24 protein-coding genes and 1 tRNA gene are annotated in these 24,728 nt (G+C 70.0%); 9 read left to right on the forward strand and 16 right to left on the reverse strand.

Annotated features, from left to right (window positions below; genetic code table 11):
• Nucleotides 1-79: 79 nt before the first annotated feature.
• From AC1ROW_RS15950 to AC1ROW_RS15960, 3 genes are read left to right on the forward strand one after another with little or no spacing between them, the layout of a single operon-like run.
• Entirely contained in the window at nt 80-889 is an 810-nt protein-coding gene (locus AC1ROW_RS15950; RefSeq protein ID WP_493019875.1) for a class E sortase, read from the forward strand.
• Nucleotides 890-892: 3 nt separating this feature from the next.
• Nucleotides 893-1,051, forward strand: coding sequence for a hypothetical protein (locus AC1ROW_RS15955; protein ID WP_185275630.1), 159 nt, complete (start codon nt 893-895; stop codon nt 1,049-1,051).
• On the forward strand, nt 1,048-1,686 hold the full coding sequence (locus AC1ROW_RS15960; RefSeq protein ID WP_493019876.1) for an anthranilate synthase component II: 639 nt from the start codon (nt 1,048-1,050) through the stop codon (nt 1,684-1,686). The genes AC1ROW_RS15955 and AC1ROW_RS15960 overlap by 4 nt, the downstream gene beginning before the upstream one ends.
• Nucleotides 1,687-1,711: 25 nt before the next feature.
• Here AC1ROW_RS15960 and pknB read toward each other — a convergent pair whose 3' ends face one another.
• The 7 genes from pknB to AC1ROW_RS15995 form a co-directional block, all read right to left on the reverse strand.
• A complete protein-coding gene (gene pknB / locus AC1ROW_RS15965) occupies nt 1,712-3,406 on the reverse strand; it encodes a Stk1 family PASTA domain-containing Ser/Thr kinase (protein WP_493019877.1) in 1,695 nt (564 codons plus the stop codon).
• A gap of 114 nt (nt 3,407-3,520) precedes the next feature.
• A complete protein-coding gene (locus tag AC1ROW_RS15970) occupies nt 3,521-5,239 on the reverse strand; it encodes a serine/threonine protein kinase (protein WP_493019878.1) in 1,719 nt (572 codons plus the stop codon).
• Complete coding sequence (locus AC1ROW_RS15975; RefSeq protein ID WP_493019879.1) at nt 5,236-6,690, reverse strand: peptidoglycan D,D-transpeptidase FtsI family protein; 1,455 nt, start codon at nt 6,688-6,690, stop codon at nt 5,236-5,238. The genes AC1ROW_RS15970 and AC1ROW_RS15975 overlap by 4 nt, the downstream gene beginning before the upstream one ends.
• A gap of 3 nt (nt 6,691-6,693) precedes the next feature.
• Entirely contained in the window at nt 6,694-8,073 is a 1,380-nt protein-coding gene (locus AC1ROW_RS15980) for an FtsW/RodA/SpoVE family cell cycle protein (RefSeq protein ID WP_493019880.1), read from the reverse strand.
• Nucleotide 8,074: 1 nt separating this feature from the next.
• On the reverse strand, nt 8,075-9,322 hold the full coding sequence (locus tag AC1ROW_RS15985) for a PP2C family protein-serine/threonine phosphatase (protein WP_493019881.1): 1,248 nt from the start codon (nt 9,320-9,322) through the stop codon (nt 8,075-8,077).
• A gap of 3 nt (nt 9,323-9,325) precedes the next feature.
• The gene (locus tag AC1ROW_RS15990; protein WP_493019882.1) at nt 9,326-9,919 is read right to left on the reverse strand and encodes an FHA domain-containing protein FhaB/FipA; all 594 of its coding nucleotides are present in this window, start codon (nt 9,917-9,919) and stop codon (nt 9,326-9,328) included.
• Complete coding sequence (locus AC1ROW_RS15995; protein ID WP_493019883.1) at nt 9,916-10,629, reverse strand: FHA domain-containing protein; 714 nt, start codon at nt 10,627-10,629, stop codon at nt 9,916-9,918. The genes AC1ROW_RS15990 and AC1ROW_RS15995 overlap by 4 nt, the downstream gene beginning before the upstream one ends.
• A 154-nt stretch (nt 10,630-10,783) precedes the next feature.
• On the opposite strand from AC1ROW_RS15995, the gene AC1ROW_RS16000 reads away from it, so the two are divergent.
• Nucleotides 10,784-10,867 (forward strand) — tRNA-Leu (locus AC1ROW_RS16000).
• A gap of 161 nt (nt 10,868-11,028) precedes the next feature.
• On the opposite strand, the gene AC1ROW_RS16005 is transcribed toward AC1ROW_RS16000, so the two are convergent.
• The 4 genes from AC1ROW_RS16005 to AC1ROW_RS16020 all read right to left on the reverse strand — a co-directional run bounded on the left by AC1ROW_RS16005 (nt 11,029) and on the right by AC1ROW_RS16020 (nt 17,741).
• Nucleotides 11,029-11,424: a sodium-independent anion transporter gene (locus AC1ROW_RS16005; RefSeq protein ID WP_493020132.1), complete on the reverse strand. Its 396-nt coding sequence runs from the start codon at nt 11,422-11,424 to the stop codon at nt 11,029-11,031.
• A 93-nt stretch (nt 11,425-11,517) separates the two neighbouring features.
• Nucleotides 11,518-12,714, reverse strand: coding sequence for a SulP family inorganic anion transporter (locus tag AC1ROW_RS16010; RefSeq protein WP_493019884.1), 1,197 nt, complete (start codon nt 12,712-12,714; stop codon nt 11,518-11,520).
• A gap of 80 nt (nt 12,715-12,794) precedes the next feature.
• Nucleotides 12,795-16,409 carry a galactose oxidase-like domain-containing protein gene (locus tag AC1ROW_RS16015; RefSeq protein WP_493019885.1) on the reverse strand — a complete coding sequence of 1,205 codons (3,615 nt, stop codon included), beginning with the start codon at nt 16,407-16,409 and terminating at the stop codon, nt 12,795-12,797.
• Nucleotides 16,410-16,484: 75 nt separating this feature from the next.
• Nucleotides 16,485-17,741 (reverse strand): APC family permease, encoded by a 1,257-nt coding sequence (locus AC1ROW_RS16020; protein ID WP_493019886.1) that lies wholly within the window; start codon nt 17,739-17,741, stop codon nt 16,485-16,487.
• An 83-nt stretch (nt 17,742-17,824) separates the two neighbouring features.
• Here AC1ROW_RS16020 and AC1ROW_RS16025 point away from each other — a divergent pair, with 83 nt between their 5' ends.
• The 3 genes from AC1ROW_RS16025 (at nt 17,825) to AC1ROW_RS16035 (ending at nt 20,300) form a co-directional block, all read left to right on the forward strand.
• Nucleotides 17,825-18,265: a MarR family winged helix-turn-helix transcriptional regulator gene (locus tag AC1ROW_RS16025; RefSeq protein ID WP_493019887.1), complete on the forward strand. Its 441-nt coding sequence runs from the start codon at nt 17,825-17,827 to the stop codon at nt 18,263-18,265.
• Entirely contained in the window at nt 18,262-19,668 is a 1,407-nt protein-coding gene (locus AC1ROW_RS16030; protein WP_493019888.1) for an MFS transporter, read from the forward strand. The genes AC1ROW_RS16025 and AC1ROW_RS16030 overlap by 4 nt, the downstream gene beginning before the upstream one ends.
• Nucleotides 19,669-19,736: 68 nt before the next feature.
• The gene (locus AC1ROW_RS16035; protein ID WP_493019889.1) at nt 19,737-20,300 is read left to right on the forward strand and encodes a hypothetical protein; all 564 of its coding nucleotides are present in this window, start codon (nt 19,737-19,739) and stop codon (nt 20,298-20,300) included.
• Here the strand turns inward: AC1ROW_RS16035 and AC1ROW_RS16040 are convergent.
• The 3 genes from AC1ROW_RS16040 to AC1ROW_RS16050 form a co-directional block, all read right to left on the reverse strand.
• A complete protein-coding gene (locus AC1ROW_RS16040) occupies nt 20,281-20,844 on the reverse strand; it encodes a dihydrofolate reductase family protein (RefSeq protein WP_493019890.1) in 564 nt (187 codons plus the stop codon). The two genes, AC1ROW_RS16035 and AC1ROW_RS16040, sit on opposite strands and share 20 nt — an antisense overlap.
• Before the next feature lie 91 nt (nt 20,845-20,935).
• Nucleotides 20,936-21,160, reverse strand: a complete 225-nt coding sequence (locus AC1ROW_RS16045) for a hypothetical protein (protein WP_493019891.1) — start codon at nt 21,158-21,160, stop codon at nt 20,936-20,938.
• Nucleotides 21,161-21,286: 126 nt separating this feature from the next.
• Nucleotides 21,287-21,700 carry a MerR family DNA-binding transcriptional regulator gene (locus AC1ROW_RS16050; protein ID WP_493019892.1) on the reverse strand — a complete coding sequence of 138 codons (414 nt, stop codon included), beginning with the start codon at nt 21,698-21,700 and terminating at the stop codon, nt 21,287-21,289.
• 123 nt (nt 21,701-21,823) lie between these two features.
• Here AC1ROW_RS16050 and AC1ROW_RS16055 point away from each other — a divergent pair, with 123 nt between their 5' ends.
• Nucleotides 21,824-22,042: a hypothetical protein gene (locus AC1ROW_RS16055; RefSeq protein ID WP_493019893.1), complete on the forward strand. Its 219-nt coding sequence runs from the start codon at nt 21,824-21,826 to the stop codon at nt 22,040-22,042.
• A gap of 16 nt (nt 22,043-22,058) precedes the next feature.
• Here AC1ROW_RS16055 and AC1ROW_RS16060 read toward each other — a convergent pair whose 3' ends face one another.
• Nucleotides 22,059-22,496, reverse strand: a complete 438-nt coding sequence (locus AC1ROW_RS16060) for a MarR family winged helix-turn-helix transcriptional regulator (RefSeq protein ID WP_493019894.1) — start codon at nt 22,494-22,496, stop codon at nt 22,059-22,061.
• A gap of 56 nt (nt 22,497-22,552) precedes the next feature.
• Complete coding sequence (locus AC1ROW_RS16065; protein WP_493019895.1) at nt 22,553-23,368, reverse strand: shikimate 5-dehydrogenase; 816 nt, start codon at nt 23,366-23,368, stop codon at nt 22,553-22,555.
• A gap of 102 nt (nt 23,369-23,470) precedes the next feature.
• Here AC1ROW_RS16065 and AC1ROW_RS16070 point away from each other — a divergent pair, with 102 nt between their 5' ends.
• Nucleotides 23,471-24,661, forward strand: coding sequence for an ROK family transcriptional regulator (locus AC1ROW_RS16070; RefSeq protein ID WP_493019896.1), 1,191 nt, complete (start codon nt 23,471-23,473; stop codon nt 24,659-24,661).
• Nucleotides 24,662-24,728 lie beyond the last annotated feature (67 nt).

The raw sequence follows: 24,728 nt of genomic DNA on the forward strand, positions 1-24,728 counted from the left end.
ACGTTCGTGGCGATGGAGACGTGCACTTCCCGGGAAACACCCGGGTTGGCGGGGCCGGTACCCCCTTAGAATGTGTCATATGACCGACCCCGCCGAGCATGAGCGCCGCCGCGCCGGCTCTCGCCGCTCGGCCCGTCGTCCCCGGCGCAGGCGCAGTGCCGGCGAAGTCGTCCTCACCGTCATCGGTGAGCTGCTCATCACCGCCGGAGTGCTCGTGGGGCTCTTCCTCGGCTGGCAGGTGTGGTGGAACAACCTCGTCCTGTCCAATCAGCAGACCTCGGCGGCGGGGCAGCAGAGCAAGAAGTGGATCGATGACGCGATCAAGGCGCCCCGCCCGACGCCGACGGATCCGTCCTCCTCACCGGAGGCCGTCGACCCTCCGGTGATGTCGAAGCCCGCCGACTACGAACCCTTCGCGGTGATCTACATCCCGCGCCTCGGGCCGGACTGGAAGCGCACGATCCGCGAGACGGTCGACGTCGAGAAGGTCCTCAACAGCTACACCGCGGGAGTCGGCCACTACTCCGGCACCGCCCTGCCCGGGGAGGTCGGCAACTTCGCTGTCGCCGGCCACGACTCGGGCTGGGGCAACACCTTCATCGACCTGTCCAAGCTGCACCTGGGCGACCGCATCTACGTGCAGACCAAGGACGGCTGGTACACGTACGTGTTCCGCAACTTCGAGTTCGTGCAGCCGACGCAGGTGCAGGTGATCGCGTCGGTGCCGCACCATCCGGACGCGCAGCCCGTCGACCGGCTCATGACGATCACGACCTGCAATCCGCCGTTCCACGCGGGAGAGCGGCTGATCGCCTACAACGTCTACGCGGGCTTCCAGCCGACGCAGGACGTTCCGGACGAGATCCGCGCCGCGGTGACGGGAGGCTGAACCATGTACGGAGCACTGTGGCGCATCCTCCCCGGGCCGGTCTGGCTGCGCATCCTGATCCTGATCGCGCTGTTCGTGGTCGTGCTGTGGGCGCTGGTGACCTGGGTGTTCCCCTGGGTGGATTCGCTCCTCGGTCCTCAGGAAGGTACCGTTGGGCCGTGACCCGCGTACTCGTCATCGACAACTACGACAGCTTCGTCTACACGCTCAACGGCTATCTCCGTGAACTCGGCGCCGAGACCGAGGTCGTTCGCAACGACGACATCGCGCTCGAGGACCTGCCGGAGCGTGTGGCCGGGTTCGACGCGGTGCTGGTGTCGCCGGGGCCGGGCAAGCCGGTCGACGCCGGGGTGTCCATCCCGGTGGTCGAGCTCGCGATGAAGGCCGGGATCCCGCTGCTCGGCGTGTGCCTCGGTCACCAGGCGATCGCGGAGGCGTTCGGCGGCGTGGTCACCAACGCCGAGGAGCTGATGCACGGCAAGACCTCGCAGGTCGAGCACGACGACAGCCTGCTGTTCGACGGCGTGCCGCAGCCGTTCACCGCGACGCGCTACCACTCACTCGCCGTCGTGAACGGCACGCTCCCCGACGACCTCGTGGTCACCGCGCGCACCGCCGGCGGCGTCATCATGGCGCTGGAGCACCGCGTCGCGCCCATCTACGGCGTGCAGTTCCACCCCGAGTCGGTGCTCACCGAGGGCGGCTACCGGATGCTCGGCAACTGGCTCGAGAAGGCCGGTCTGGCGGGCGCCGCAGAGGCGTCGCGTTCGCTCAACCCGCTCGTGAAGCTGGGCTGATCCGGCGTACTGCGTCTCGGTTCGGTCAGCCCGAGCAGTAGGTCAGCCCGACAGTGCTCCCCTGGGGCACGTCGCCCGGTAGGACCGTCTGCGTGTGCACCAGCGGCGCGCCGCTGTTCTGCTTGCAGCTGGAGTCGGCCTTCGGATCGGCCGTCAGCCCGAGCTGCTGGAGCAACGCGGTCGCCGCAGGCAAGGACTGGCCGGTGAGGTCGGTGAGCGTGACCTTGCCGCTGGAGACCGTGAGAGCGATCGTGTCGCCCTCGTGGGCGTTACTGCCCGCGGCCGGCGACGTCGAGATGACGACGTTGGCCGGCACTGTCGCGGAGTTCTGAGCCGTGACCGGCCCCGGCGTCAGGCCGGCGGCTTGCAGCGCCTGTTTGGCGGCGTCCTGGGTCATGTTGGTGACGTCGGGTACCGACACGGCTTTCTTGCCCGTCGAGACGTAGACGTTGATGGTGTCGCCGGTCGCCACGACGATCCCGGCGGCCGGGTCCGTGCGGATGACCTGGCCCTGTGAGTAGGTGGAGCTGGCCTCCGTCGTCTGCGTCCACTTGAGCTTGAGGTCTTCGAGCTGCTTGGTCGCTTTGTCGATCGTCTGGCCGGACAGGTTGGGGACCTGCCGGGAGCTGTCCGGCATGGTCGTGCTCGGCGCGATCCGCAGCACCCAGGCGAGAACGGCGACGATCACGACCACCATCACCGCGATGCCGGCCCAGATCCAGATGACCGGTGGGCGGCGCTGCGTGCGGACCATCGTCTGGTCCTCCGCGAGCTGACGGAACGCGGCCTCCGGGCCCGAGACCGAGCTCGGCGGCGCGCCGAAGAGCGTCTCGGAGAACTCGTCGGGCTGCTTGTGGACGGGGACGCGGCCGGCGGCGGCCTCCTCCAGGTCGTGGCGGAAGTCGGCGACCGTCTGGTAGCGCTCGAAGCGGTCCTTGGTGAGGGCTCGGGCGACCACAGTATCCATCGCCGGGGAGACCTTGGGGTTCACGGTGCTCGGCGCCACGGCCGTCTCGCTGACGTGCTGGTAGGCGACGGCGACCGGGGTGTCGCCGCGGAACGGCGGCCGCCCCGTCAGCATCTCGAACAGGACGACGCCAGTCGAATAGAGGTCGGTGCGGGCGTCGACGGTCTCGCCCTTCGCCTGCTCGGGCGAGAAGTAGCTGGCGGTGCCGAGCACCGCGGTCGTCTGGGCGACCGTGGCGGAGGAGTCGCTGATCGCGCGGGCGATGCCGAAGTCCATCACCTTGACCTGGCCGGTCGTCGTGATCATGACGTTGCCCGGCTTGATGTCGCGGTGCACCACGCCGGCGCGGTGCGAGTACTCGAGCGCGGTCAGGATCCCCTCGGTGATCCGCACCGCCTCGGCGACCTCCAGCGGGCCGCGCTTGATGAGATCTTTCAGAAGAACGCCGTCGACGTACTCCATCACGATGAAGGGGAGCTGCGCCTCGTGGCCGTTCGGCTCGCGGACCGTCTCCTCGCCGGCGTCGAACACGCGCACGATGGTGGGGTGCGTCATCCGCGCAGCGGCCTGGGCCTCCTGGCGGAACCGCGTGCGGAACGCCGGGTCCGTCGCCAGGGACGGCTTGAGCAGCTTGATCGCGACCGTCCGGCCCAGCCGGGTGTCCGTCCCGCGGTGCACGTCGGACATCCCGCCGCGGCCGATGAGCTCGCCCACCTGATATCGGCCTGCGAGCAGGCGGCTATCTGGGCTCAAGGCGGGCTCCTTCTCGGGTGGTGGCGGGTGGCTCCGGATAGTGTAGCGGGCTGATTCTGGATGTCTCCCCCGGGCGGGGGGAGACAGGTCGGCGTCAGCGCGGGGCGGCTCCGATCACGGGCTGGGGATGGAGGTCGAGCTGCCGGCGGGCACCACCGTGTAGGGCGTCGTGGGCGACTGAGCGGACTCCACGGACTCCCCCTGGTTGCAGAAGATCGTGTAGCTCAGCGTGTAGTTGCCCGCGGCGGTCGGCGTCCAGGTGGTCTTGGTGTCGTTGACCGGCTGCTGCTGCTTGCCGTTGATGTAGAGGGCGCGCCCGGTGAGGTTCTGGCCGGCCGGGCAGGTCGCCGAGCCGAAGGACACGGTGATGGCCGAGTTGGCCGCGCCCTGGCCCGACGCCGGGTTGGCGGACACCGTGTCGCTCGGCGTCGGGATCGGCGCCACGGGTCCGTAGACCTTGAGCGTGATCGTCGTGCCCTTCTGCACCGGACCGGTCGGGTTCACCGAGTACACCGTGTTGACCTGGCCGGCGGACGACGCCGCGGAGCCTGTCTGCACGTCCGCGACCATCCCGACGCCCTGCAGCTTCTGCCGCGCCTGGTCGGCGGTCAGACCGAGGTAGTCGCCCTCGTTGATCTGGACGGTGGTGCTCGTCGCGGTCGGCGTCGGCGTCGGCGACGGGGGCGCCGGCGGCGTGGACTGGACGACGGGCGGCGTCGTCGTAGTCGCGGCCGGCGTCTTGGGCTGCGCGAGCAGCGCGATGATCGTTCCGATGAGGACCAGGGCCAGGAGTGCGATGAGCGCGATCAGTGGCCAGGTCCACGGACTGCGCTTCTTCTCCTCGACCGGCTCCTCGGTCTCCTCCTCCTCGACGACGGCTCCCGCCGCGGCGGCGGGCAGGACCGTGGTGGCCTGCGTCGGGGCGAGATTCGGAGAGGTCATCAGCACGGTCGCGGCGTCGGTTGCGGCCGCGGCGCCGAGAACGGCGGGGACGGATGCTGCCGCGGCGCGGATGTCGCCGCGGCGCAGGGCCTGCGCCGCACGCGCCAGGTGCGCGGCCGAGGACGGCCGGTCGGCGGGGTTCTTGGCGATGCAGGCGAAGACCAGATTGCGCACCGGCTCGGCGACCGTCGCGGGCAGCTCCGGCGGCGCCTCGTTGATCTGCGCCATCGCGATGGCGACCTGCGACTCGCCGGTGAACGGGCGGCGCCCCGCGAGGCACTCGTAGGCGACGATGCCGAGCGAGTAGATGTCGGTCGTCGGCGAGGCCGGGTGCCCGGACGCCTGCTCGGGGGACAGGTACTGCACCGTTCCCATGACCTGGCCCGTGGCGGTGAGCGGGACCTGGTCGGCGATGCGGGCGATGCCGAAGTCGGTGATCTTGACGCGGCCGTCCGGCGTGATCAGGAGATTGCCCGGCTTGATGTCGCGGTGGACCAACCCGGCGGCGTGAGCGGCGTGCAGGGCGGCGGCGGTCTGCGCGACGATGTCGAGGGTGCGGTCGGTGCTGAGGACGTGCTCGCGCTCGAGGATGCTGGAGAGGGCCTCGCCGGGAACCAGCTCCATCACCAGGAAGGCGCTGCCCTCCTCCTCGCCGTAGTCGTAGACGTTCGCGATGCCTTCGTGGTTGACGAGTGCGGCGTGCCTGGCCTCCGCGCGGAACCGCTCGAGGAAGCCGGGGTCGCCGAGGTACTCGTCCTTGAGGATCTTGATCGCGACGGTGCGGCCGATGACCAGGTCGGTCGCCTGCCAGACCTCGCCCATGCCGCCGATCGCGATACGCGACTGCAGCTCGTAACGTCCTCCGAAGGTGAGCCCTGCTGTGGGTCTCATTTATTCAGCACCGCCTCTAGTACTTTTCTCGCGATCGGCGCGGCGACGGAGTTGCCCGTGCCGCTCTGACCGAGTCCACCGCCATTTTCAACGACTACCGCCACAGCGAACTGAGGGTCGTTCGCCGGCGCGAATCCTGTGAACCACAGGGTGTATGGGTCGGCCGCGCCGTTCTGCGCCGTCCCCGTCTTACCGCCGACCTGGACCCCGTCTATTCTTGCATTGCTCGCAACGCCGTGATCGACGCCGTCGACCATCATCTGCTTGATGGTGTCGGCGTTCTGCTGGCTCATCGGCTGCGAGAACTGCTGGGGCTGGAAGGTCTCGATCGGCTGCAGATCCGACGAGCGGATGGAGTCGACCAAGTTCGGCGTCATCAGTTTGCCGCCGTTCGCGACCGCCGCCGACACCATCGCCATCTGCAGCGGGGTGGCCCGGTCGTCCATCTGGCCGAACGACCCCAGCGCGCGCTCCGCCGGGTCGGTGTAGAGCGGGTAGACGCTCTTCTCGACCGGGATCGGGATGCTGAGCGACTGGTTGAAGCCGAACTTGTCCGCCTGGTCCTTGATGACCTCCGGCTTGAGCTGCATCCCGAGCTCGGCGAACGGGATGTTGCAGGAGAGGATCTGCGCGGTCGCGATCGACACCGTTGCGCCGGGACCGCAGGTGGTCAGCGAGTCGTTCTTGACGACGGTCGGGGAGCCGGGCAGCGGGAGCGACGCCACATTGGGGAGCTGGCTGTCCTTCGTGAACTGGCCCGTCCCGAAGGCGGCTGCGCTCATCACCGGCTTGAACGTGGAGCCGGGCGGGTTGAGGTTGCCGCCGATGGTCCGGTTGGTGAGCGGGCTGCCCGGGGCGCCGAGGAGCTGCTGGTAGGCGGTGTTGACGGCCGCGCCGTCGTGGGAGGCCAGCACGTTCGGGTCGTACGCGGGCTTCGAGACCATCGCGAGGATCTTGCCGGTCTTCGGCTGCAGCAGCACCACCGCGCCCTGGTGGTTCCCGAGCGCGTCCCACGCCGCCTGCTGGGCCTTCGGGTCGATCGTCGTCTCGACCGTCGCGCCCTGCGGGTTCTTGCCGGTCAGGATCGAGTTGATCCGCTCGAAGAACTGCGAGTTGGAGGTGCCGGACAACCGGTCGTCGAGAGCGCCCTCCAGGCCGGTCGCCTCGCCGTTGACGGGGTAGAAGCCGGTCACAGCGGAGTACAGCGGCCCGTTGCTGTACTCGCGCTGCCACTTGTACACGTCGTTCGACGGCACGGACTGCGCGATCGGCTGGCCGGCGACGAGGATGGCGCCGCGCTGGGCGGAGTAGCTGTCGTTCCTGGCGCGGGTGTTGCGGGCGTCGGCGGCCAGGGTGTCGGCCTGGAACGCCTGCAGGATCGAGGTGGAAACCAGGAGCGCCAGGAACATCACCAGCACGATCGTGCTGACCCGCTTGATCTCGCGATTCATCGTTCAGCTCACCACCAGACGGGGTTGGTTGCGGACGGTGTCGGACAGGCGCAGCAGCAGTGCCACGATGATCCAGTTGGCCACCAGGGACGAGCCTCCCGCCGCGAGGAAGGGTGTCGTCAGGCCGGTGAGGGGGATGACCCGGGTCACACCGCCGATGACGATGAAGCACTGCAGGCCGACGGTGAAGGAGAGCCCCACCGCGAGCAGCTTCCCGAAGTCGTCCTGGCCGGCGAAGCCGATCCGGAGGCCGCGCGCCACGAAGACCAGGTAGAGCGCGAAGATCGCGAACAGGCCGGCGAGACCGAGCTCCTCACCGAGGCTGGCGATGATGTAGTCGCTCTGCGCCACGGGCGTGATCCAGGGTTGACCCTGGCCGAGCCCGGTGCCGATCAGCCCGCCGTGCGCGAGGCCGAAGAGGCCCTGGACGAGCTGGAAGCTGCCGCCCTGCGCGTCGTAGACCTTCTGCGAGAACGGGTCGAGCCAGTTCGCGAACCGGTCGTGCACGTAGGGGAGGAGCTGGCTGGCCGCAACCGCGCCGCCGACGATCAGCAGCAGGCCGAGGATGACCCAGCTGATCCGGGCGGTCGCCACGTAGACCATCACGAGGAACAGCCCGAAGATGAGGAGTCCGGTGCCCAGGTCGCGCTGGAACACGATCACGGCCATCGACATCAACCAGACGATCAGCAGCGGGCCGAGGTCGCGGGCACGCGGAAAGCGGATGCCGAGGAACTTCCTGCCCACCATCGACAGGGAGTCCCTGGCTTGCACCAGGTAGCCGGCGAAGAAGACGGCCAGGCAGAGCTTGGCGAGTTCGCCCGGCTGGAAGCTGAACGGGCCGATGCCGATCCACACCCGCGCACCGTAGATCTCCCGCCCGATGCCGGGCAGCATCGGCAGGAGCAGCAGCACGAGGGCGGCGAGGCCGAAGATGTAGGTGTACCGCAGCAGGACGCGATGGTTGCGGATGACGATGATGACCGCGATGGCGCACACGATGGCGATGGCCGCCCAGGCGATCTGCTTGACGCCCGCACTGTTCCAGCCGGAGTCCTTGAAGTGGATGTCGATCCGGTAGATCTCGGCGATCCCGATCCCCGTCAGGACCGTGGCGATCGGGAGCAGGAAGGGATCGGCCTGCGGCGCGACGATCCGGAGCGCGACATGCATCCCGAGCACCAGCGCGGACAGGCCGGCGCCGAGGTAGACGAGCGTGAGGTCGAGGTGACCGAGCGCGCCGAGCTGGACGAGGACGACCGCCGCCGCGTTGATGCCGCAGGCGATGAGCAGCAGGAACAGCTCGAGGTTGCGCTGCTTGGCGGGCAGGCGCAACCGCTTGACCGGGCCGGTGGCCGGCCTGGCCTGCTTCCGCTCGCTCACGCTAGTGTTTTGCGGCATCAGTCAACTGGTCCACGATCGCTCGGGCGGCCGCCAGGTCGTCCGCGTTGATGGTCTGCTGCACGAGCTGTTTGTCGTACTGCGGGAGGCTCTTCACTTTCACGTCCGACTCCTCGTAGACGTGCGAGAGCACGATCGGGCCGAGGTTCTGCTGGACGCCCTGGTAGATCGCGACTTTGCCCGCGGGCGAGGCACCGACGAAGAACCGGGACTGCGTCCACTGGTACCCGAAGAGCACGGCGAGCACGATTGCGATGACGAGCACCGCCAGTCCGATCATCCAGGTGAGCCGACGGCGTCGCGCCCGGCGCTCGTCCTCCTCGATCAGCTCGTCGAAATAGTCGTCCGACTGCGGCTCGAAGTGCGTCGGGCCGGTGGCCGGCCGCACCGGGTGGAGGCGGAGGGTCGGGAGGCGGGCGGCCCGAGCGGTCGGCTTGGGCTCGCCGAACTGCAGGGGCGACGCCGCCGAGCCGACGGTGATCGGGTCTTTCACCACGTCGCCGCGGGCCACGTCCGCGATGTCGACGATGACCACGGTGACGTTGTCGGGCGCGCCGGCGTCGAGGCTCTGTTTCAGCAGCTTGTCGGCGACCTGCTTGGGCGCGTCGCGCGCTGCGAGGGCCGCGAGGAGGTCGTCGTGCTTCACGACGCCGCTGAGGCCGTCGGAGCAGATCAGCCACCGGTCTCCCGGCCTGGTCGCGAGGACGAGGGTGTCGATCTCGGGGGAGGCGTCGACATCGCCGAGGACCCGCATCAGCACGGAGCGGCGCGGGTGGACCATCGCCTCCTCCTCCGTGATGCGGCCGCTGTCGACCAGCCGCTGCACGAAGGTGTGGTCGACCGAGACCTGGCTGAGCTCGCCGTCGCGGAAGAGGTAGATGCGGGAGTCGCCGATGTGGGCGATGGCCATTTCGTCGCCCACGCGCATCAGCGCGCTGACGGTGGTGCCCATCCCGGTGAGCTCCGGATGCTCGAAGACCGTCTCGGCGAGCAGGGAGTTGGCGGCGATCAGCGCGGACTGGAGGGCGAACTCGGCTTCGGACGCCGTCTCGTACTCGCCGTCAGCCTCCTTGATGCGGTTGACCGCGATCGCGCTGGCGACATCGCCGCCGGCGTGGCCGCCCATGCCGTCGGCCACCACGAACAGCTCACGACCGGCATAGCCGGAGTCCTGGTTGTTCGAGCGGATCTTTCCGACGTGGGAGACGGCCGCTGCGCGATTGCCTGCCACGGGTTACCGTCGCAGCTCGAATGTGGTCGTCCCGATCTTGATCGGGGTGTCGAGCGGGACCTGGGTCGGGACGGTGACGCGGCGGCCGTCGAGGAAGGTGCCGTTGGTCGAGTCCAGATCCTGGATCATCCACTCGTCGTTCCACAGGAGCAGGCGGGCGTGGTGGGTGGAGGTGTAGTCGTCGCGGATGACCAGCCCGGACTCGCTGGATCGTCCGATGGTGATCGGGTCGCGGCCGAGCGCCAGTTCCGTGCCGGCACGCGGACCGGAGGTGAGGACCAGGCGGTGGGCCGTCTGCACGCTCGCGTTCGTGCCGCCGAACGCGGTGTTGGCGCCGGCCGGCAGGTTGGAGACGGGCGCGTGCTTCATGACCGGCTCGGTCGGCCCGGCCGGGCCGGGGGCTGCCGCGGGGGCAGCGGCGGGCGCGGCCGCCGGCGCCGGGAACGGCGACGCGGGGACCTGCGACTCGGGGAGCTTGCGCACGCGCTGGCCGAACAGGTCGGTGCGGAGGGCGTAGACGATGCCGAACACGAACAGCCACAGCAGCAGCAGGAAGCCGAACCGCAGCACCAGGAGGGTGAGCTCGCTCGGGTTCACGAGGCGCTCCAGAAGTTGTCGCCCTGGCCGGAGCCGGGCGCGGGCGTCGCCTGCGGGAGGATTCGGAAGACGATGCGGGTGCGGCCGATGGTGATGACGGAGTCGGGTTCGAGGATCGCCTTCTTCACCGGCTGCCCGTTCAGCTGCGAACCGTTGGTGGAGCCGAGGTCCTCCACCTGGGCGCGGCGGCCGTCCCAGGTGATCAGGACGTGCCGGCGGGAGATGCCGGTGTCGTCGACCGTGATGTCGGCGTCCTGCCCGCGGCCGACGACCGTGCGGCCGGAGGTGAGCGGGTAGTGCCGTCCGTCGATGTCGAGCACCGGCGTCCAGGCGACGTCGCCCTTCACGTTCTCCGAGTCGATCTGGAGCATCCCCACCGTGATGTCGGGATCCTCGCGCAGGTCGATGGAGAGTCCGCCGGCGAACGCGTAGTGCTGGCTGGTGGCGTGCTTCTGGGCGAACGAGATGAGCTCGTCGGTCAGCGCGGCGCCCATCGAGCTCATCCGCGCGTAGTCGGCGGTCGACATCCGCAGGACGAAGCGGTTCGGCGCCAGCACGCGGTCCCGGGCGACCACGGCCGCCTTGGTGTCCATCTCCTTGCGGATGGCGCTGGTGAGCTCGACGGGCTGCAGCCCGGAGCGGAAGGTCTTCGCGAACGCGCCATTGACGGCGCGCTCGAGCCCCCGCTCGAAGTTGTCCAGAATGCCCACTAGTCTCCGCTCCCGGCTTGGCCAGCTACATGCATGTTAGTCGGAACCCCCTGGAAGACACCCCCGCACGGCTGCCTCACAGCTGAAGATCGTCCTCAGGGCTCCTCCGCGGATTCGTCGGCGACGACCGTGACGTGTTAGTCTTCCTGGGTTCGCGCGAGTGGCGGAATTGGCAGACGCGCTGGCTTCAGGTGCCAGTGCTCGAAAGGGCGTGGGGGTTCAAGTCCCCCCTCGCGCACGAACGAGAGGGTCGGATCGACGGAAGTCGGTCCGGCCCTTTCGCTTTCATTGCAGGCAAAGGATGGCCGCGAGGATGGGGATGGGGCTGATGGCGATGCCGACCGCCAGCGGCAGCACCTCTCCGATCGCTTGGGGCATCGGCTCGTCCTCCTCGTCCTCCTAGGGCTGCGTGGTGGTGTCGGTGCGCAACGCTGCGATCGCGGACCGGTTGGTGTCGAAGACCATGACGCCGGACGCGATCTCCAACCGGGCCAGCCGGTCGCGGATGCCCGGTCGGACGCGGCTGAGTGACAGGTCGGCGCCGCGGGCGGTGACGAATTCCTGGACCGCCTGCCACGACTCTGCGCCAGTCACGTCGATGTCGGTGACCGCCTCCATGTCGAGGACGACGTGCGAGGCGCCGGTCGCGTCGACCGCATGCTCGACGGCCTGCTGGAAGACCGTGCTGTTGGCGAAGAACAGCGGCGCGGCCAGCCGGATGACGACGACGCCGGGCGCGGTGAGGGGTTCCGGGATCGGCCTCGTCGAGGAGCGAGTGGGCGGGGTCGCCGTCAGCGGCGAGGGTGTCGATCGGCGGGTTCGCCGCGCGGCGGGTGACGTTGACGACGGCGAGGACGAACGCGATCACGATGCCGGCGATCGGCCCGATCAGCAACGCGCCGAGGAAGCAGGCGGCGGCGATGGCGAAACGAATTTGTCCAGTCGCCACAGGCGGATGAAGTCGGGGATCCCGAGCAGGGGTACGACAGCGACGGCGACGATCGCGCCGATGGCCGGGGAGGGGATGTCCTCCAGTAGCGCAGTCCCGAAGATCAGCAGCGCGAGTGTCCCGACCGCGGTCACGAGGGTGGGCACTTGGGTGCGGGAACCGGCCTGGTCCATCGCGGCGGTGCGCGAGGTGGAGGATCCGACGAAGAAGCCGCCGGTGATCCCGGCGCCGAGGTTGCCGAGCCCGAATGCGAACAGGTCCCGGTTCGGACTCGTCGGGTAGTGCCTCCGCTCGCCGTAGGAGCGCGACACGAGCAGTCCCTCACCCATTGTGACGAGGGTGAGCGCGATCGCGGAGGGGATGACGGCCAGCCATTGCGACCAGTCGATCACCGGCCAGGTGAATGTCGGCGGTCCGGCCTGAACCGTTCCCAGCACGGAGACCCCGGCGGCGGGCGCATCGGTCAGGACGACGATGACCGTCCCGACCACGAGCACCACGAGCGCCCACGGAACCACCCCGGCGATGCGGCGTCCGCCGAGCAGAACCACGAGCGCGCCCGCGGCGATCAGGACGGACCAGCCGTTCAGGTTCGGCAGCCCGGTGATGAGTCCACCGAGCTTGTCGACGAACTCGCCACCGGAGTCGATCTTCACCCCGAGCATCTTCGCCACCTGCGACACCAGGATGTCGAGCGCCAGACCACCGACGAAGCCGACGAGGATCGGCTTGGAGAGGAAATTCGCGAGGAACCCCAGCTTGAGGAACGCGCACGCCAGGAACAGCACGCCACCGATCACGGCCTGCGCGAGCGTCAACGCGATGTAGTTGCCCTGGCTGACCGCGAGGCCTGCGATCGAGGACGCGACGAGCGCCGCGGCTGCCGCGTCGGGAGAGGCGACCAGCTGCCGCGAGGAGACGGTGAGCGCGTAGAGGACGGCGGGGACCACCAGAGCGTACAGCCCGGCGGTCGCCGGTAGACCCGCGATCTGCGCGTACCCGATGTTCAACGGGATGGCGATGGCGAGGAGGGTGACGCCGGCCAGAAGCTCACGGACGAGGTTGTGCGTGGTGACCCCGGGGAGAAACCGGACTGTTCGACGATCCACGGTTCGTGACGCGCTCGTTCCTGCCACGGGTACCTCCTCCCCGGTGCCAGCCCACGGCCGTGCGCCGACGCTATCGTTCGGCCGCACGACCGTCTAGGCCTGTCGGGTCAGGGCGCCGGAAGCACCTCGATCAGCGCCAGGTCCCACATGTCCGTCGTGGGTGCCGTGTCGTTGATCGTGACGGGGGTTCCCGCGGTGGCGGTGGGGGCGTTCGTGCGTTGCAGCCAGTAGGTGTCGCCGGAGGGGGAGAGGTACTGGTCGACCAGCGTCTGGCCGGCGCCGGCCGTCCGCGCTCCCGCCGCTGTCCAGTCGGTTCCCACTCCCCACACCCAGGAGCCGGCGCGCGTCGTGGTGAGCGTCGCGGTCGGAGCGCCGCTGGCGGCGTTCGCTCCGATGACCGCTCCTGTGCTGGTGTCGGCGCCGAGGAATCCGGCGACCGTGAGCGACGACTGCCACGATCCGGACTTCTGGGTGGCCGTGACGGTCACGTTCGACAGCGGCGTCGGCGCCACGGCCTGCCAGACCTCCGCCGTGCCCGGCTGGCCGTTGGAGCGCTGGCGCAGCGTCCAGGTCAGGCCGCCTCCGGTCACCGAGCCGATCTGTGCGGCGCTCCCGCCGTCCGAGCTGATGAACGCCAGAAGGAGTTCGTTCGTGCCGGTGGTGGTGAGGCCGCTGACGGCGACCGACGTCGCAGCCGTGCTCTGATGTTTCGTCACGAGCTTGTCGACGGTGATCGCCTGCGGTCCGGACACGGCCGTCGCCGTGGCGCTGTTGGACGCCGCGCTGACGTTGCCCGCGGCATCCTGCGCGGTCACCGTGTACGTGTAGGAGGTGCCGCCCACGACCGCGGCGTCGGTGTAGCTCGTTCCGGTCGTCGTCGTGAGCGGTGCGCCGTTCCGGGTGATGTTGTACCGCGTGACGCCCACGTTGTCCGTGCTCGCGACCCAGGTCAGGGCGATTCCGCTCGGCCCGGCGGACGCGGTGAGGGTGCCGGGAGCGGAGGGCGGCGTCGTGTCGGTGAGCGCGGTCGCCGACACCTCCGCCGAGGGCGGGCTCACGTTCCCGGCCGCGTCCACTGCTGCGATCCGGTAGTAGTACGTGCTGGGCGCGAGGCCTGTGTCCGTGTAGGCGGTTGTGGTGCCGCCGACTTGCTTCACCAGGTTCGACGCACCGGGGGTGAAGCCGGAGGCGGTGGAGCGGTAGACGTTGTACCCCGTCACTCCCACGTTGTCCGTGGAGGCGGTCCAGCCCAGCGTGACGCTTCCGACCCCGCCGGTCGCCGTCGCACCGGTGGGCGCCGTCGGCGGGACGGTGTCCTCATAGGGTGCGGGGAAGCGGACCATGGCGGCCGTCGACGGCACGCCCTTCGCGTTCACGATCGTGAGCATGTAGTACCCGGGCGGCGCCCAGTTCCCGTTGGGCGGAAGCTGCACGTTCAGGCCGCCGGGGGCCTGGCTGAACGACAGCTGCATCCCGCGGGTGTTCTGGTCGAACGCGTGCGTGTCCGAGCCGGTCCGGATCAGGGACACCGAGGCGATGCCCGCCGCGTCCGGGGTCTGGATGAACGCGCTCGCGCCGTACTGGACCGTCGAGGGCGCGGACGTGATCGTCGGCCGTGCGCCCTTGAACAGGTAGGGAGGCGAGTAGATCTGGTAGCTGAGCTGGTTGGTCACGCCGTTGTCGCCACCACCGCCCGAGACGAACACGCGGCCATCGGGCAGCAGGAGCGCGACCGAGTGGTACAGCCGCGGCGCCGTCAGGGCGGCCACGGTCGTCCAGGTCCCGGTGCCCGGGTTCCAGATCTCGGCCGGCTTCACCGCCTTCGTGACGTCCTGTCCGGACTTGTCGGTTCCGCCGCCGGTGGCGAGCACGGTTCCGTCCGGGAGGTTGGTGAGATCCACGAAGCTGCGCGGGTAGGCCATCGAGGCGGTCGCCTTCCACGCCGGGTTCGGCTGGTTCATGTCGAGGGTGTAGGCGGTGTTCGCGGACGTCCCGGTGAAACCGCCGTCGGACGCGGTGCCCGCCTTCAGGAACTTGCCCGGGGCGTAGTTGGTGATGGACGCGCCGTCCAGCACCTGGCTGTCGACCGTGGTCCACTGCTGCGTCGCGACGTTCAGAGCCTGAGTCGTGGTGGGCTGTTCGGACGCACCGGCCTGCAGCACCCGGCCGTCCGGCAGCTGGTACATGAAGGGGTAGTACGGGATCGGGTTGCTCGCGGCGGTGAGGTCGGTCCAGGTGTTCGTGGGCGGGTTGTACACCTCGGGGATGGGGACGATGTCGGTCAGGCCGGTGTTCGAGCCGGAGGTGACCAGGACGCGACCGTCCGCGAGCGTGGTGCCCGTCGGATACCACCGTGGATGGTTCATCGACTTCAGGGGCGCCCAGGTCTGGGTGCCCGGATCGAAGGCGTTCACCGCGGTGATCCCGAGCCCGCCGCTGGTCGCGGTGCCGCCGATCACGGCGATCCGTCCGTCGGCCAGCACGGCCTGTCCTGCGCAGAACAGGTCGATGGCGCCGTTCGGCACCTGGATGTAGTCGCCGCTCACCGGGTCGAGCAGGTACTGCTGACCGTTCGCGGAGAAGTCGCCCTGCCAGGTCAGGACCTTGCCCGTGTCGGTGAGAGCCGCGTGGATCGAGACCTCGGGCCAGGGGACGACCGGCCCCCACGATCCGACGACCGACGGATCGTTCGCGGTGTTGCTCACGGTGACCGTGACCGGCGGCGCGGTGGCCTGGTTGTCGGAGCTGTCGCGGGCGATCGCGGACAGGGTATGGCTCCCGTTGGCGACCGCGGTGCTGTCCCATTGGATGGAGTACGGCGAGCTGGTGACGACCGACCCGACGGGTGCTCCGTCGAGCAGGAACTGCACGGAGGCGACGGCGACGTTGTCCGTGGCGGTCGCCGACACCGCGACAGTGCCGGTGACCGTGGTTCCACTGGCCGGGGCGCTCATGCTGACACTGGGCGGTACCGTGTCCTGCGTGCTGGCCGGCAGGACTTCGATCGCGGCGAGGTTCCACCGGTCCGTCGTCGGTGCGGTGTCGTTGACGGCGACGCTCGTCGGTGCGGGCGTGGTGGTGACCGACGTCTGCCGCTGCGTCCAGAACGTGTCGCCGGACGACGCCAGGTCTTCATCGACCTTCGTCTGGGCCGGCCCCACCGTTCGTGCCGTGGCGTTGTCCCAGTCCTCGCCGACTCCCCAGACCCAGGACCCCGTCCGGGTGGTGGTGAGCGTCGTGGAGGGCGCTCCCGAGGTGCCGCTCGCGCCCGCGACCGCGCCCGCTGTCGCGGTGTCGGCGCCGGTGAAGCCGACGACCGTGATGGCCGCGAGGGCCGTGCCGCCGTGGGTGGCCGTGACGGTGGCGTTGGTGATCACGCCGCTGGAGACGGCCTGCCAGATCTCCGCCGTCCCGTACTGGGCGTTCACCCGTTTGCGCAGCTGCCAGGTGAGCCCGGCTCCGGTCACCGAGGGGAACGTCTCGCTCCCCGCCACCGCCGGACCGTCGGCGGTGACGAAGGCCAGGAGCAGCTCGCCGCTCTGCGTCGTGCTGAACACGGGCGAGACCACAGTGGTGGAAGCGTTCGTCTGATGCCCGCTGACCACCACATCCGTGGCGAGACCGGAGGCTGCCGTCGCGGGGGACACCGGCGAGAGGGAGAGCCCGATCAGGGCGGCCAGTGCGGCGAGGGCGACGAACCGGCTCCGATGCGCAGAGATCATGAGCGAACCTCATTCGATTGATACCTGCGAGGTTCCTACAATCGCCGCCCGATGTAAATAGCGGATGGACGCTGGTCAGCGCGCGATGCGCACACGCACCGCCCGATACCCGACGCCCACCGCGAGCACGACGATCCCGGCCGCGATCGAGGTCACCGGCAACGTCACCACCAGCACCAGGCATCCCGCCGCCCCCGCGACCGCCAGCGCCCGCGGGTACCGGCGGTGCGCGCGGTCCTGCGTCCACGCCGACAGATTCGCGACGAAGTAATAGAGGAGCACGCCGAACGACGAGAAGCCGATCGCGCCGCGGAGGTCGGTGACCGCCACGAGCAGGCAGACCACCAGGCCGAGGGCCAACTCCGCTCGGTAGGGGACATGGAAGCGCGGGTGCACGGCGGCGAACCAGCCGGGGAGGTCGCGGTTGCGGGCCATCGCCAGGCTGGTCCGGCCGATCCCGGCGATCATCGCCAGGAGTGCGCCGAGGGCGGCGGCGGCCGCGCCGATCCGGATGACCACGCCCGGCCAGTCCGCGCCCGTGGTGTCGGCGACGGCGCCGAGCGGGGCCGGAGCGGAAGCGAGACCGGCGGGGCCGAGCGCGTGGAGGGCGGACACCGCGACGAGCGCGTAGACGACGAGTGTGATCGTGAGGGCGGTCGTGATGGCGCGCGGGATGGTGCGGGCCGGGTTCACGACCTCCTCGCCCATGGTCGCGATCCGGGCGTATCCCGCGAAAGCGAAGAACAGGAATCCGGCCGACTGGAGGACGCCGTAGATCGTCGGCGGCGTGCCGGGAGCGCCGGCGCTCGCCGCGGTGTGCGTGAAGCCGATGACGACGGCGACGGTGAGCGCAAGCAGGGCGATGACGACCAGGACGCGGGTGAGCAGGGCGGTCCGCGTGATCCCGAGCGTGTTGACGACGGTCAGCGCGAGGACGGCGAGGATGGCGACCGGCTTCACCCAGGCGCCGGGGACCGCGTAGGTGGCGAACGTGATCGCCATCGCCGCCGAGCTCGCGGTCTTGCCGATCACGAACGACCAGCCGGCGACGAAGCCGGGCCATTCGCCCAGCCGCTCGCGCCCGTAGACGTAGGTGCCGCCCGAGGTCGGGTACTGCGCCGCGAGCTGCGCGGAGGAGGTCGCGTTGCAGAACGCGATGAATCCGGCCACGACGAGACCCACGAGCAGGCCGGCCCCGGCAGCGGCCGCGGCGGGGGCGAACGACGCGAAGATCCCGGCGCCGATCATGGAGCCGAGGCCGATCATGACGGCGTCGCCGAGGTTCAGGCGCCGGGCGAGCGCGCCCGAGGGAGGGGAGGTGGGGGCGGTCACGGGTGGCAGCCTAGCCGGTGCGCATGAACGGCAATTAGACAGTTCCGACTGCACAGTTACGACTGAACAGCTAAACTGACGATATGCCCGATCCCTCTCCCTCCTCCATCCGCGCGGCGCTCGACCTCCGCGTCGCGTTCGCCCGGCTCCGCCGCCGCCTGCGCGAGGTGGCGACCGAGCCGGCCGGCCTCAGCGCCCAGCAGTCGTCCGCGCTCGCCCGCATCGGCAAGGGCGAGGGCAACACGGCCTCCCGACTCGCCGAGCTGGAGGGCGTGCGCCCGCAGTCGATGGCCACCACGATCGCGTCGCTCGAGGAGCTCGGGCTGGTCGTCCGCACGCCCGACCCGACCGACGGGCGGCGGCAGCTCGTCTCGCTGACCGACACCGGCCGTGAGGCCGAGAGCGGCAACCTCGACGCCCGTCGCGAGTGGCTCTCGCACGCCATGGAGGAGCGGCTGACCGAGGAGGAGCGCCAGACGGTCCTCGCGGCGACGGCGCTGATCGAGAAGCTGGTGGGTCCGTGATCGACCTCATCGCCGCGAAGCCCGGTCCAGCGGATCGCTTCGACCGCCGGCTCCTCGCTCCGATGATGATCGGCGCCGTCCTCAACCCGGTCAACTCCTCGATCATCGCCGTCGCGCTCGTCCCCATCGCCACCGCGCTCGGCGCGCCGGCCTCCGAGACGGCTTGGCTGGTGTCCTCGCTCTACTTGGCGACCTCCATCGGGCAGCCGCTCGTCGGCCGGCTGGTGGACATGTTCGGGCCGCGGCGGCTGTCGATCGCCGGCGCGATCCTGACCGGGCTCGCCGGCGTGATCGGCGTGTTCGCGCCGAACATCGCTGTGCTGGTGATCGCGCGCGTCATCCTCGGCTTCGGCACCTGCGCGGGCTACCCGGCGGCGATGTACCTCATCCGCAGCGAGGCGACCCGGACCGGGATGCGCAGCCCGGCCGGCGTGCTGACCGCCCTGTCGGTGACGACCCAGACCATCGCGGTCATCGGACCGACGCTCGGCGGCCTCCTCATCCAGGTGGGCGGCTGGCGGGCGACGTTCGCGGTCAACATCCCGTTGGCGATCGCGTCGCTGGTGCTCAGCCTGCTCTTCCTGCCGAAGCGGACTGCGCTGGATGCGCCCCGCCCGACCCGCGAGCGCCTGGACTACTTCGGCATCGCGCTCTTCGCCGGCACCCTGGTGAGCCTCCTGCTCTTCCTGATGGACATCCGGGTCGCGCAGGTCTGGCTGCTCGGACTCGCGGCGGTGTTCGGCGCGGCCTTCGCGCTGTGGGAGCTGCGCCGTGCGGACCCGTTCATCGACGTGCGCGTGTTCGCGGGCAACGTGCCGCTGCTGGTGACGTACGCGCGCGGCGTGCTCGCCGCGACCGTCTCGTACTGCTACCTCTACGGCTTCACGCAGTGGCTGGAGGGCGGGCGTGGCCTGTCGCCGGCCGCCGCGGGCCTCATCCTGCTACCGACCTTCGGCATTGGGATCGTGGTCGCGTCGGTGTTCGGGAGAAAGCCGGAGATCCGTTGGAAGCTCATCGTCGGCGCCGTCGGCCAGCTCGTGATGGCGGTGCTGCTGCTCCTGGTCGGCGCGGAGGCGGCGCTCTGGTTCCTCGTGCTCATCGCCATCGTCACCGGCGTCCCGCAGGGGCTGGTGAACCTCGCCATCCAGAACACGCTCTACCACCAGGCCGACCCGGCCCGGATGGGCGCGACCTCGGGGCTGCTGCGCACCTTCATGTACCTGGGCGCGATGCTCGCCTCGGCGGCGACCGGAGCCTTCTTCCACACGACCGCCGACACGTCCGGCCTGCACGACCTGGCCTGGTTCATGCTGGGGGCGAGCGCCGTGTTCCTCGTGATCACCCTCGTGGACCGCTCCCTCCGCCGGGTGGATCGGCTCGCGACCGGGGTCGCCGAGGGGTGACAGCGGAGGCGGCCGGAGCGCACCGACTCCGCCACCGGCCGGGCATCGCCGCGCCGTAGAATCCTCACGTGTCCGAGGACGTCCCGGTGCTGAGCGAACCGCTCTTCGAGGTGTTCGCGAGCGGAAGCTGGATCTTCCTGCCCGCCGAGCCCGCGCGCGGCGTCGCGACCGAGCTGGAGGCCGAGATCCTCGACGAGCAGTTCTCCTGGTGCGAGAACCCCCACCTCGGCGAAGGCTCCGGGCTGCTCGTCCTCACTTCCGCCATGAACGGCTGGATGCTGCTGCACGGCGCCACTGAGACGGTCGGCTGGGCCGCCGGCCTCCTCAGCGAGCAGCGCGACCTCTACCGGGCGACGATCGACGTGCGGCTGCCGGCGATGAGCTGGAGCTTCCTGGAGCGCGGAGCGGCGACTCGCTCGGTCTCGGTCGAGCTGGGCGACGACGGCGACCTGGTCACCCGCACCTCCGGCCATCCGCTCCCGTTCGAGTCGGACGGAGTGGACCTCCCCGGCACGGGCACCGGGTACGACGCCTTCTTCTACCCGGTCGCCATCCTCGGCGAGCACGGCGTCACCCTGCGCGACCTGGAGGACGCTCTCGACCGGCCGAGCGTCACGCTGCGGGTGCGCTGACCCGGTAGCGCAGCATCACGGTCCCGGAGCGGAAGGCGTGCTCCTCCTGCAACTCGAGGTGGAGCATGAGATCGGTCGGCAGCGCGGCCGTGCCCCCACCCACGGACACCGGAACGAGATAGAGGACGACCTCGTCGACCAATCCCGCGCGGAAGGCCTCCGCGGCGAGGGTCGGGCCGCCGATGGAGACGTCCCCGGGCGCGGCCTCCACCAGCGCACGGACGGCAGCCGGATCGAATACGGACTCGACGGCCGTGCGCGGCGTCGTCACGCCGGTGAGGGACGACGAGTACACGACCTTGTCGGCGTCGCGCCAGATGTCCGCGTACTCGCGGATCACGCCGGGTGCGTCCGCGCCGCCCATGTCCTGCCAGACGCGCATGGTCTCGAACATGCGACGGCCGTAGAGGTAGGTGCCGATTCCGCGCTCGCGGGCGTTGACGGCAGCGTGCACCTCCTCGTCGGGCGCAGCCCAATCGAACGAGCCGGAGGTGTCGACGGTGTAGCCGTCCAGGGACGCGAGGGCCGAGAAGACGAGGGACATGGGGCGACTCTAGGCCCGCGGTGGAGCTCAAGGGTAGCGCGGAGCGATGCCGCGACCCCAGCGCCGAGGGAGCCTGCGACCGAGGTTGACGTCAGTGCGGAAGGAGCACGGCCAGCGCCCGCAGCTCGTTCCCGAAGATCAGCGGCACGATCACGTCGAGCACGAGTCCGATCACGAGAATCAGCGACGCGGCGCCGGCCGCGAGGATGACCAGCGCGGAGAGCAGCCTGAGATAGGCGTTGTCCGCCGCAACCGCGAGCGTTCCCCGTGCTCGCACCAGGCCCCCCTGGTGTTGGCGGTGCTCCAGCGTGGTCATCGTCTCCCCTCCTCCTCGGCCGGCCCCTCGTCCGGCTGATGGGTGGCCGCCCGCCGGGCGACCGGCCACGACATCAAGTCAAGCGGGGGAGGGCGTGCCGGACATCGGCCGATGGTCGGGAGGGGGTCATCCCGCGGGATGATCTGCGGCCACCGTGCAGCCGTACCCGGTGTCCGGCGGGCCGGGCACGTCGCCGGTCGCCGACGCGAGGCGCCGGGCCAGTTGCTCGCGGCGGGCCTCCAGGACCGCGATCGCGGCCTCCACCTCGGCGAGGCCGTCCAGGTATGCGGCGACGGAGGCGGGGCACTCGTCGCTGCGGGCGTGGCCGGAGCCCAGACACGCGATGAACGGCGCCGCCTTGCCCGGCGGGATGCCGGTGGCGGAGAGTTCGCGGATCTCCCGGACCGCGCGGAGCTGCGCGTCGTCGTAGTCGCGGTAGCCGTTCGGCAGCCGCTGGGGCGCGACCAGCCCGAGACGCTCGTAGTAGCGCACGGCCTTCACCGTCACGCCGGCCCGTCCGGCCAGCTCGCCGATCTGCATGTTCCACCTCGCGGAGCCGGGATGTTCGCTCCGCCGTCAGCGTAAACCCTGACCCCCGGGTCATGGTCGAATCGCGTTACACTATTAGTTAGTACCCTAACTATCAGTCAGGAGAGAGTCATAATGTCCGGTCGCTTCGCGCAGTGGTATGCGCGCTGGAACGCCAAGTTGATCCGCGTGGCCGGTCCCGCGCAGCTCGGCGCCGGGCATCCCGAGGGCCCCGACCTCCGGTCTCCAGCGGCGCCGTGCCCGATCTGCGGGCGGCCGATGACCGAGCACTCCGTGCTGCGGCCCGAGGGCCAGCGCGACGCCAGCCGGCTGGTCTGCCCTGTCGCGGCCTGAAGGGCGAGCGTAACGCTCAGGACTCCCGGACAGCTGCCGCGATGATCGCGCGCAGGCTCTCCCGCAGGTTCAGGATGTCGTCCATCGGCAGGCCGAGGCGCGCGATGATCCGCGGCGGGATCTTCTCCGCCTCGGCGCGCAGCTCCCGTCCGGCGCGCGTGAGGGTGACGTCCAGCGTGCGCTCGTCGACGACGCTCCTCCGGCGCTCGACGTAGCCGTTCGCCTCCAGCCGCTTCAGCAGCGGGGAGAGGGTGGCCGGCTCGAGCTGAAGCGCGTCGCTCAGCTCCTTCACCGACTGCGGCTCGCGTTCCCAGAGCGCGAGCATCACGAGGTACTGCGGGTGGGTCAGGTTGAGCGGCTCCAGCACAGGCCGGTACAGGGCGATCACGCTGCGCGCGGCGACGGCGAGGCCGAAGCAGACCTGATTCTCGAGGGCGAGGAGGTCTTCGGACACGTCGGTCATTCTAGGCGTCGGGCCCGCCATGCTGCCTGATCAAACGGTCTGCGTGATCACTCGGCCCGGGAGAACTCCGACGCCCGCGCAATCTGGTCCGGGGTCAGCGCGACGCCGGTGTACCGCTCGAACTGCCGCGCGGCCTGCAGGGCGATGACCTCCGCTCCGGTGATCAGCCGCTTGCCCGCGGCGCGTCCCGCCGCGACGAGCGGGGTCTCGGACGGGAACGCCACGACGTCGAACACGACGGACGCCCGCTGCACGAACGCGTCGCCGAACGCCCGCGCGGACTCATCGGCTCCGCGCATCCCGAGCGGTGTGACGTTGACGATCACGTCGAAGTCCGGCCCGGGCTCGCTCGCCGTCCAGGAGTACCCGTACTTGTCTGCCAGCGCGGTCCCGGCCTCCGCGTTGCGGGCCAGCACCGTAAGGTCGTCGAACCCGGCCCCGCGGAACGCCGCGACGACCGCCTTGGCCATGCCGCCCGACCCGCGCACGATCACGCGGGAGGAGGGATCGACCGCATGCTCGGAGAGGAGCTGTGCCACCGCCTCGTAGTCGGTGTTGGAGGCCGTGAGCAGCCCGTCCTCGTTGACGACGGTGTTGACCGACTCGATCGCCAGCGCCGACGGCTCCAGGTTGTCGACTAGCGGGATGATCGCCTCCTTGAACGGCATCGACACGGAGCAGCCGCGGAAGCCGAGCGCGCGGATGCCGCGCACCGCGCCCTCCAGGTCGTCGGTGGTGAACGCCTTGTAGACGAAGTTCAGTCCGAGCTCGTCGTACAGGAAGTTGTGGAACCGCGTGCCGATGTTGCTGGGGCGGCCGGACAGCGAGATGCAGACCTGCATGTCCTTGTTCAGGATGGGCATGGGTCCATTGTCGCAGGGAGGCTGAACACCTTCGCAGCCACGCCTGTCCAACCGTTACGTTCACAACTTGACTACAACTCAGCGATCATTCACTCTTATCGCATGACCGCCACTCAGGGTCCTCCCTCGCGTGGCGCACGCAATCCCGGGTCGCAAGGCGCGCTGAGGCACTTGAACCAGGAGCGGCTCGTCGAGTTCCTCCTCGCCAACGGACCATCCACCCAGGCTGAGCTGGCGCGCGGGACGGGACTCTCCACCGCCACCGTGTCGAACATCGTCCGCGACATGGCGGCGAAGGGCGTCGTCGAGACCTCGCCGGTGACTTCGAGCGGCCGACGCGCCCTGCTCGTGCAGCTCACGGACACCGGGGACATCGCGGTCGGCGTGGACTTCGGCCGGCGGCACGCGCGCATCGTGCTCTCCACCCTCGGCTACGAGGTGATCGCGGAGGACGAGATGGCGCTCCCGCTCGGCTACGACGTGGCGGGCGCCGTGCGGCAGGCGGCGGAGCTCCTCGACCGGATGCTCGCGGCCGGCGGCCACGACCGGCAGGCCGTTCTGGCGGTCGGGATCGGCATCCCCGGTCCCATCGACCGGCGCACGGGAACCGTGCTGCAGGGCGCCATCCTCCCGGAGTGGGTGGGAGTGCGGCTGCGCGACCTGGAGGAGGCGTTCCGGTTCCCGGTGGTCGTCGACAACGACGCGAACCTCGGCGCGCTCGCCGAGGTGACCTGGGGCGCCAACCGCGGGGTCCGCAACCTGATCTTCGTCAAGATCGGCACCGGCATCGGCGCCGGGCTGATCCTCAACGGCCTGCCGTACTACGGGTTCCTCGGGATCACGGGCGAGCTCGGCCACACCCCGGTCACCGAGCAGGGCGTGATCTGCCGGTGCGGCAACCGGGGCTGCCTGGAGACAATCGCGTCCACGAGCGTGATGATCGAAACGCTCGGGCACGGGGTCAACGCCCCGGTGAGCACGGCCGACATCCTGCGCCGCGGACGCGAGCGCGACCCGGCCGTGCTTCGTGTGGTGAGCGACGCCGGCACGGCGATCGGCCAGGCGATCGGCAGCATCGCGAACGTCATCAACCCGGAGCTTGTGCTCATCGGCGGACCGCTGGTCGGACTCGGGGACGCGCTCCTGGAGCCGATCCGGCGCGGCATCCAGCACAACGCCATCCCGGTGATCGCCGAGACGACCCGCGTGCGGATCTCGTCCCTCGGCGACCGCGCCGAATCCCTCGGCGCCGCCGCCCTGGTCATCCAGGGCGCCCTCGACGGCAACGAATAGCGCCGACATTCGTCACGAATGTCGCGTTTGCGCGCGCGTATCTCGACATTCGTGACGAAAGTCAGCG

It is taken from the genome of Leifsonia sp. GW821-FHT13C09, assembly GCF_058806435.1.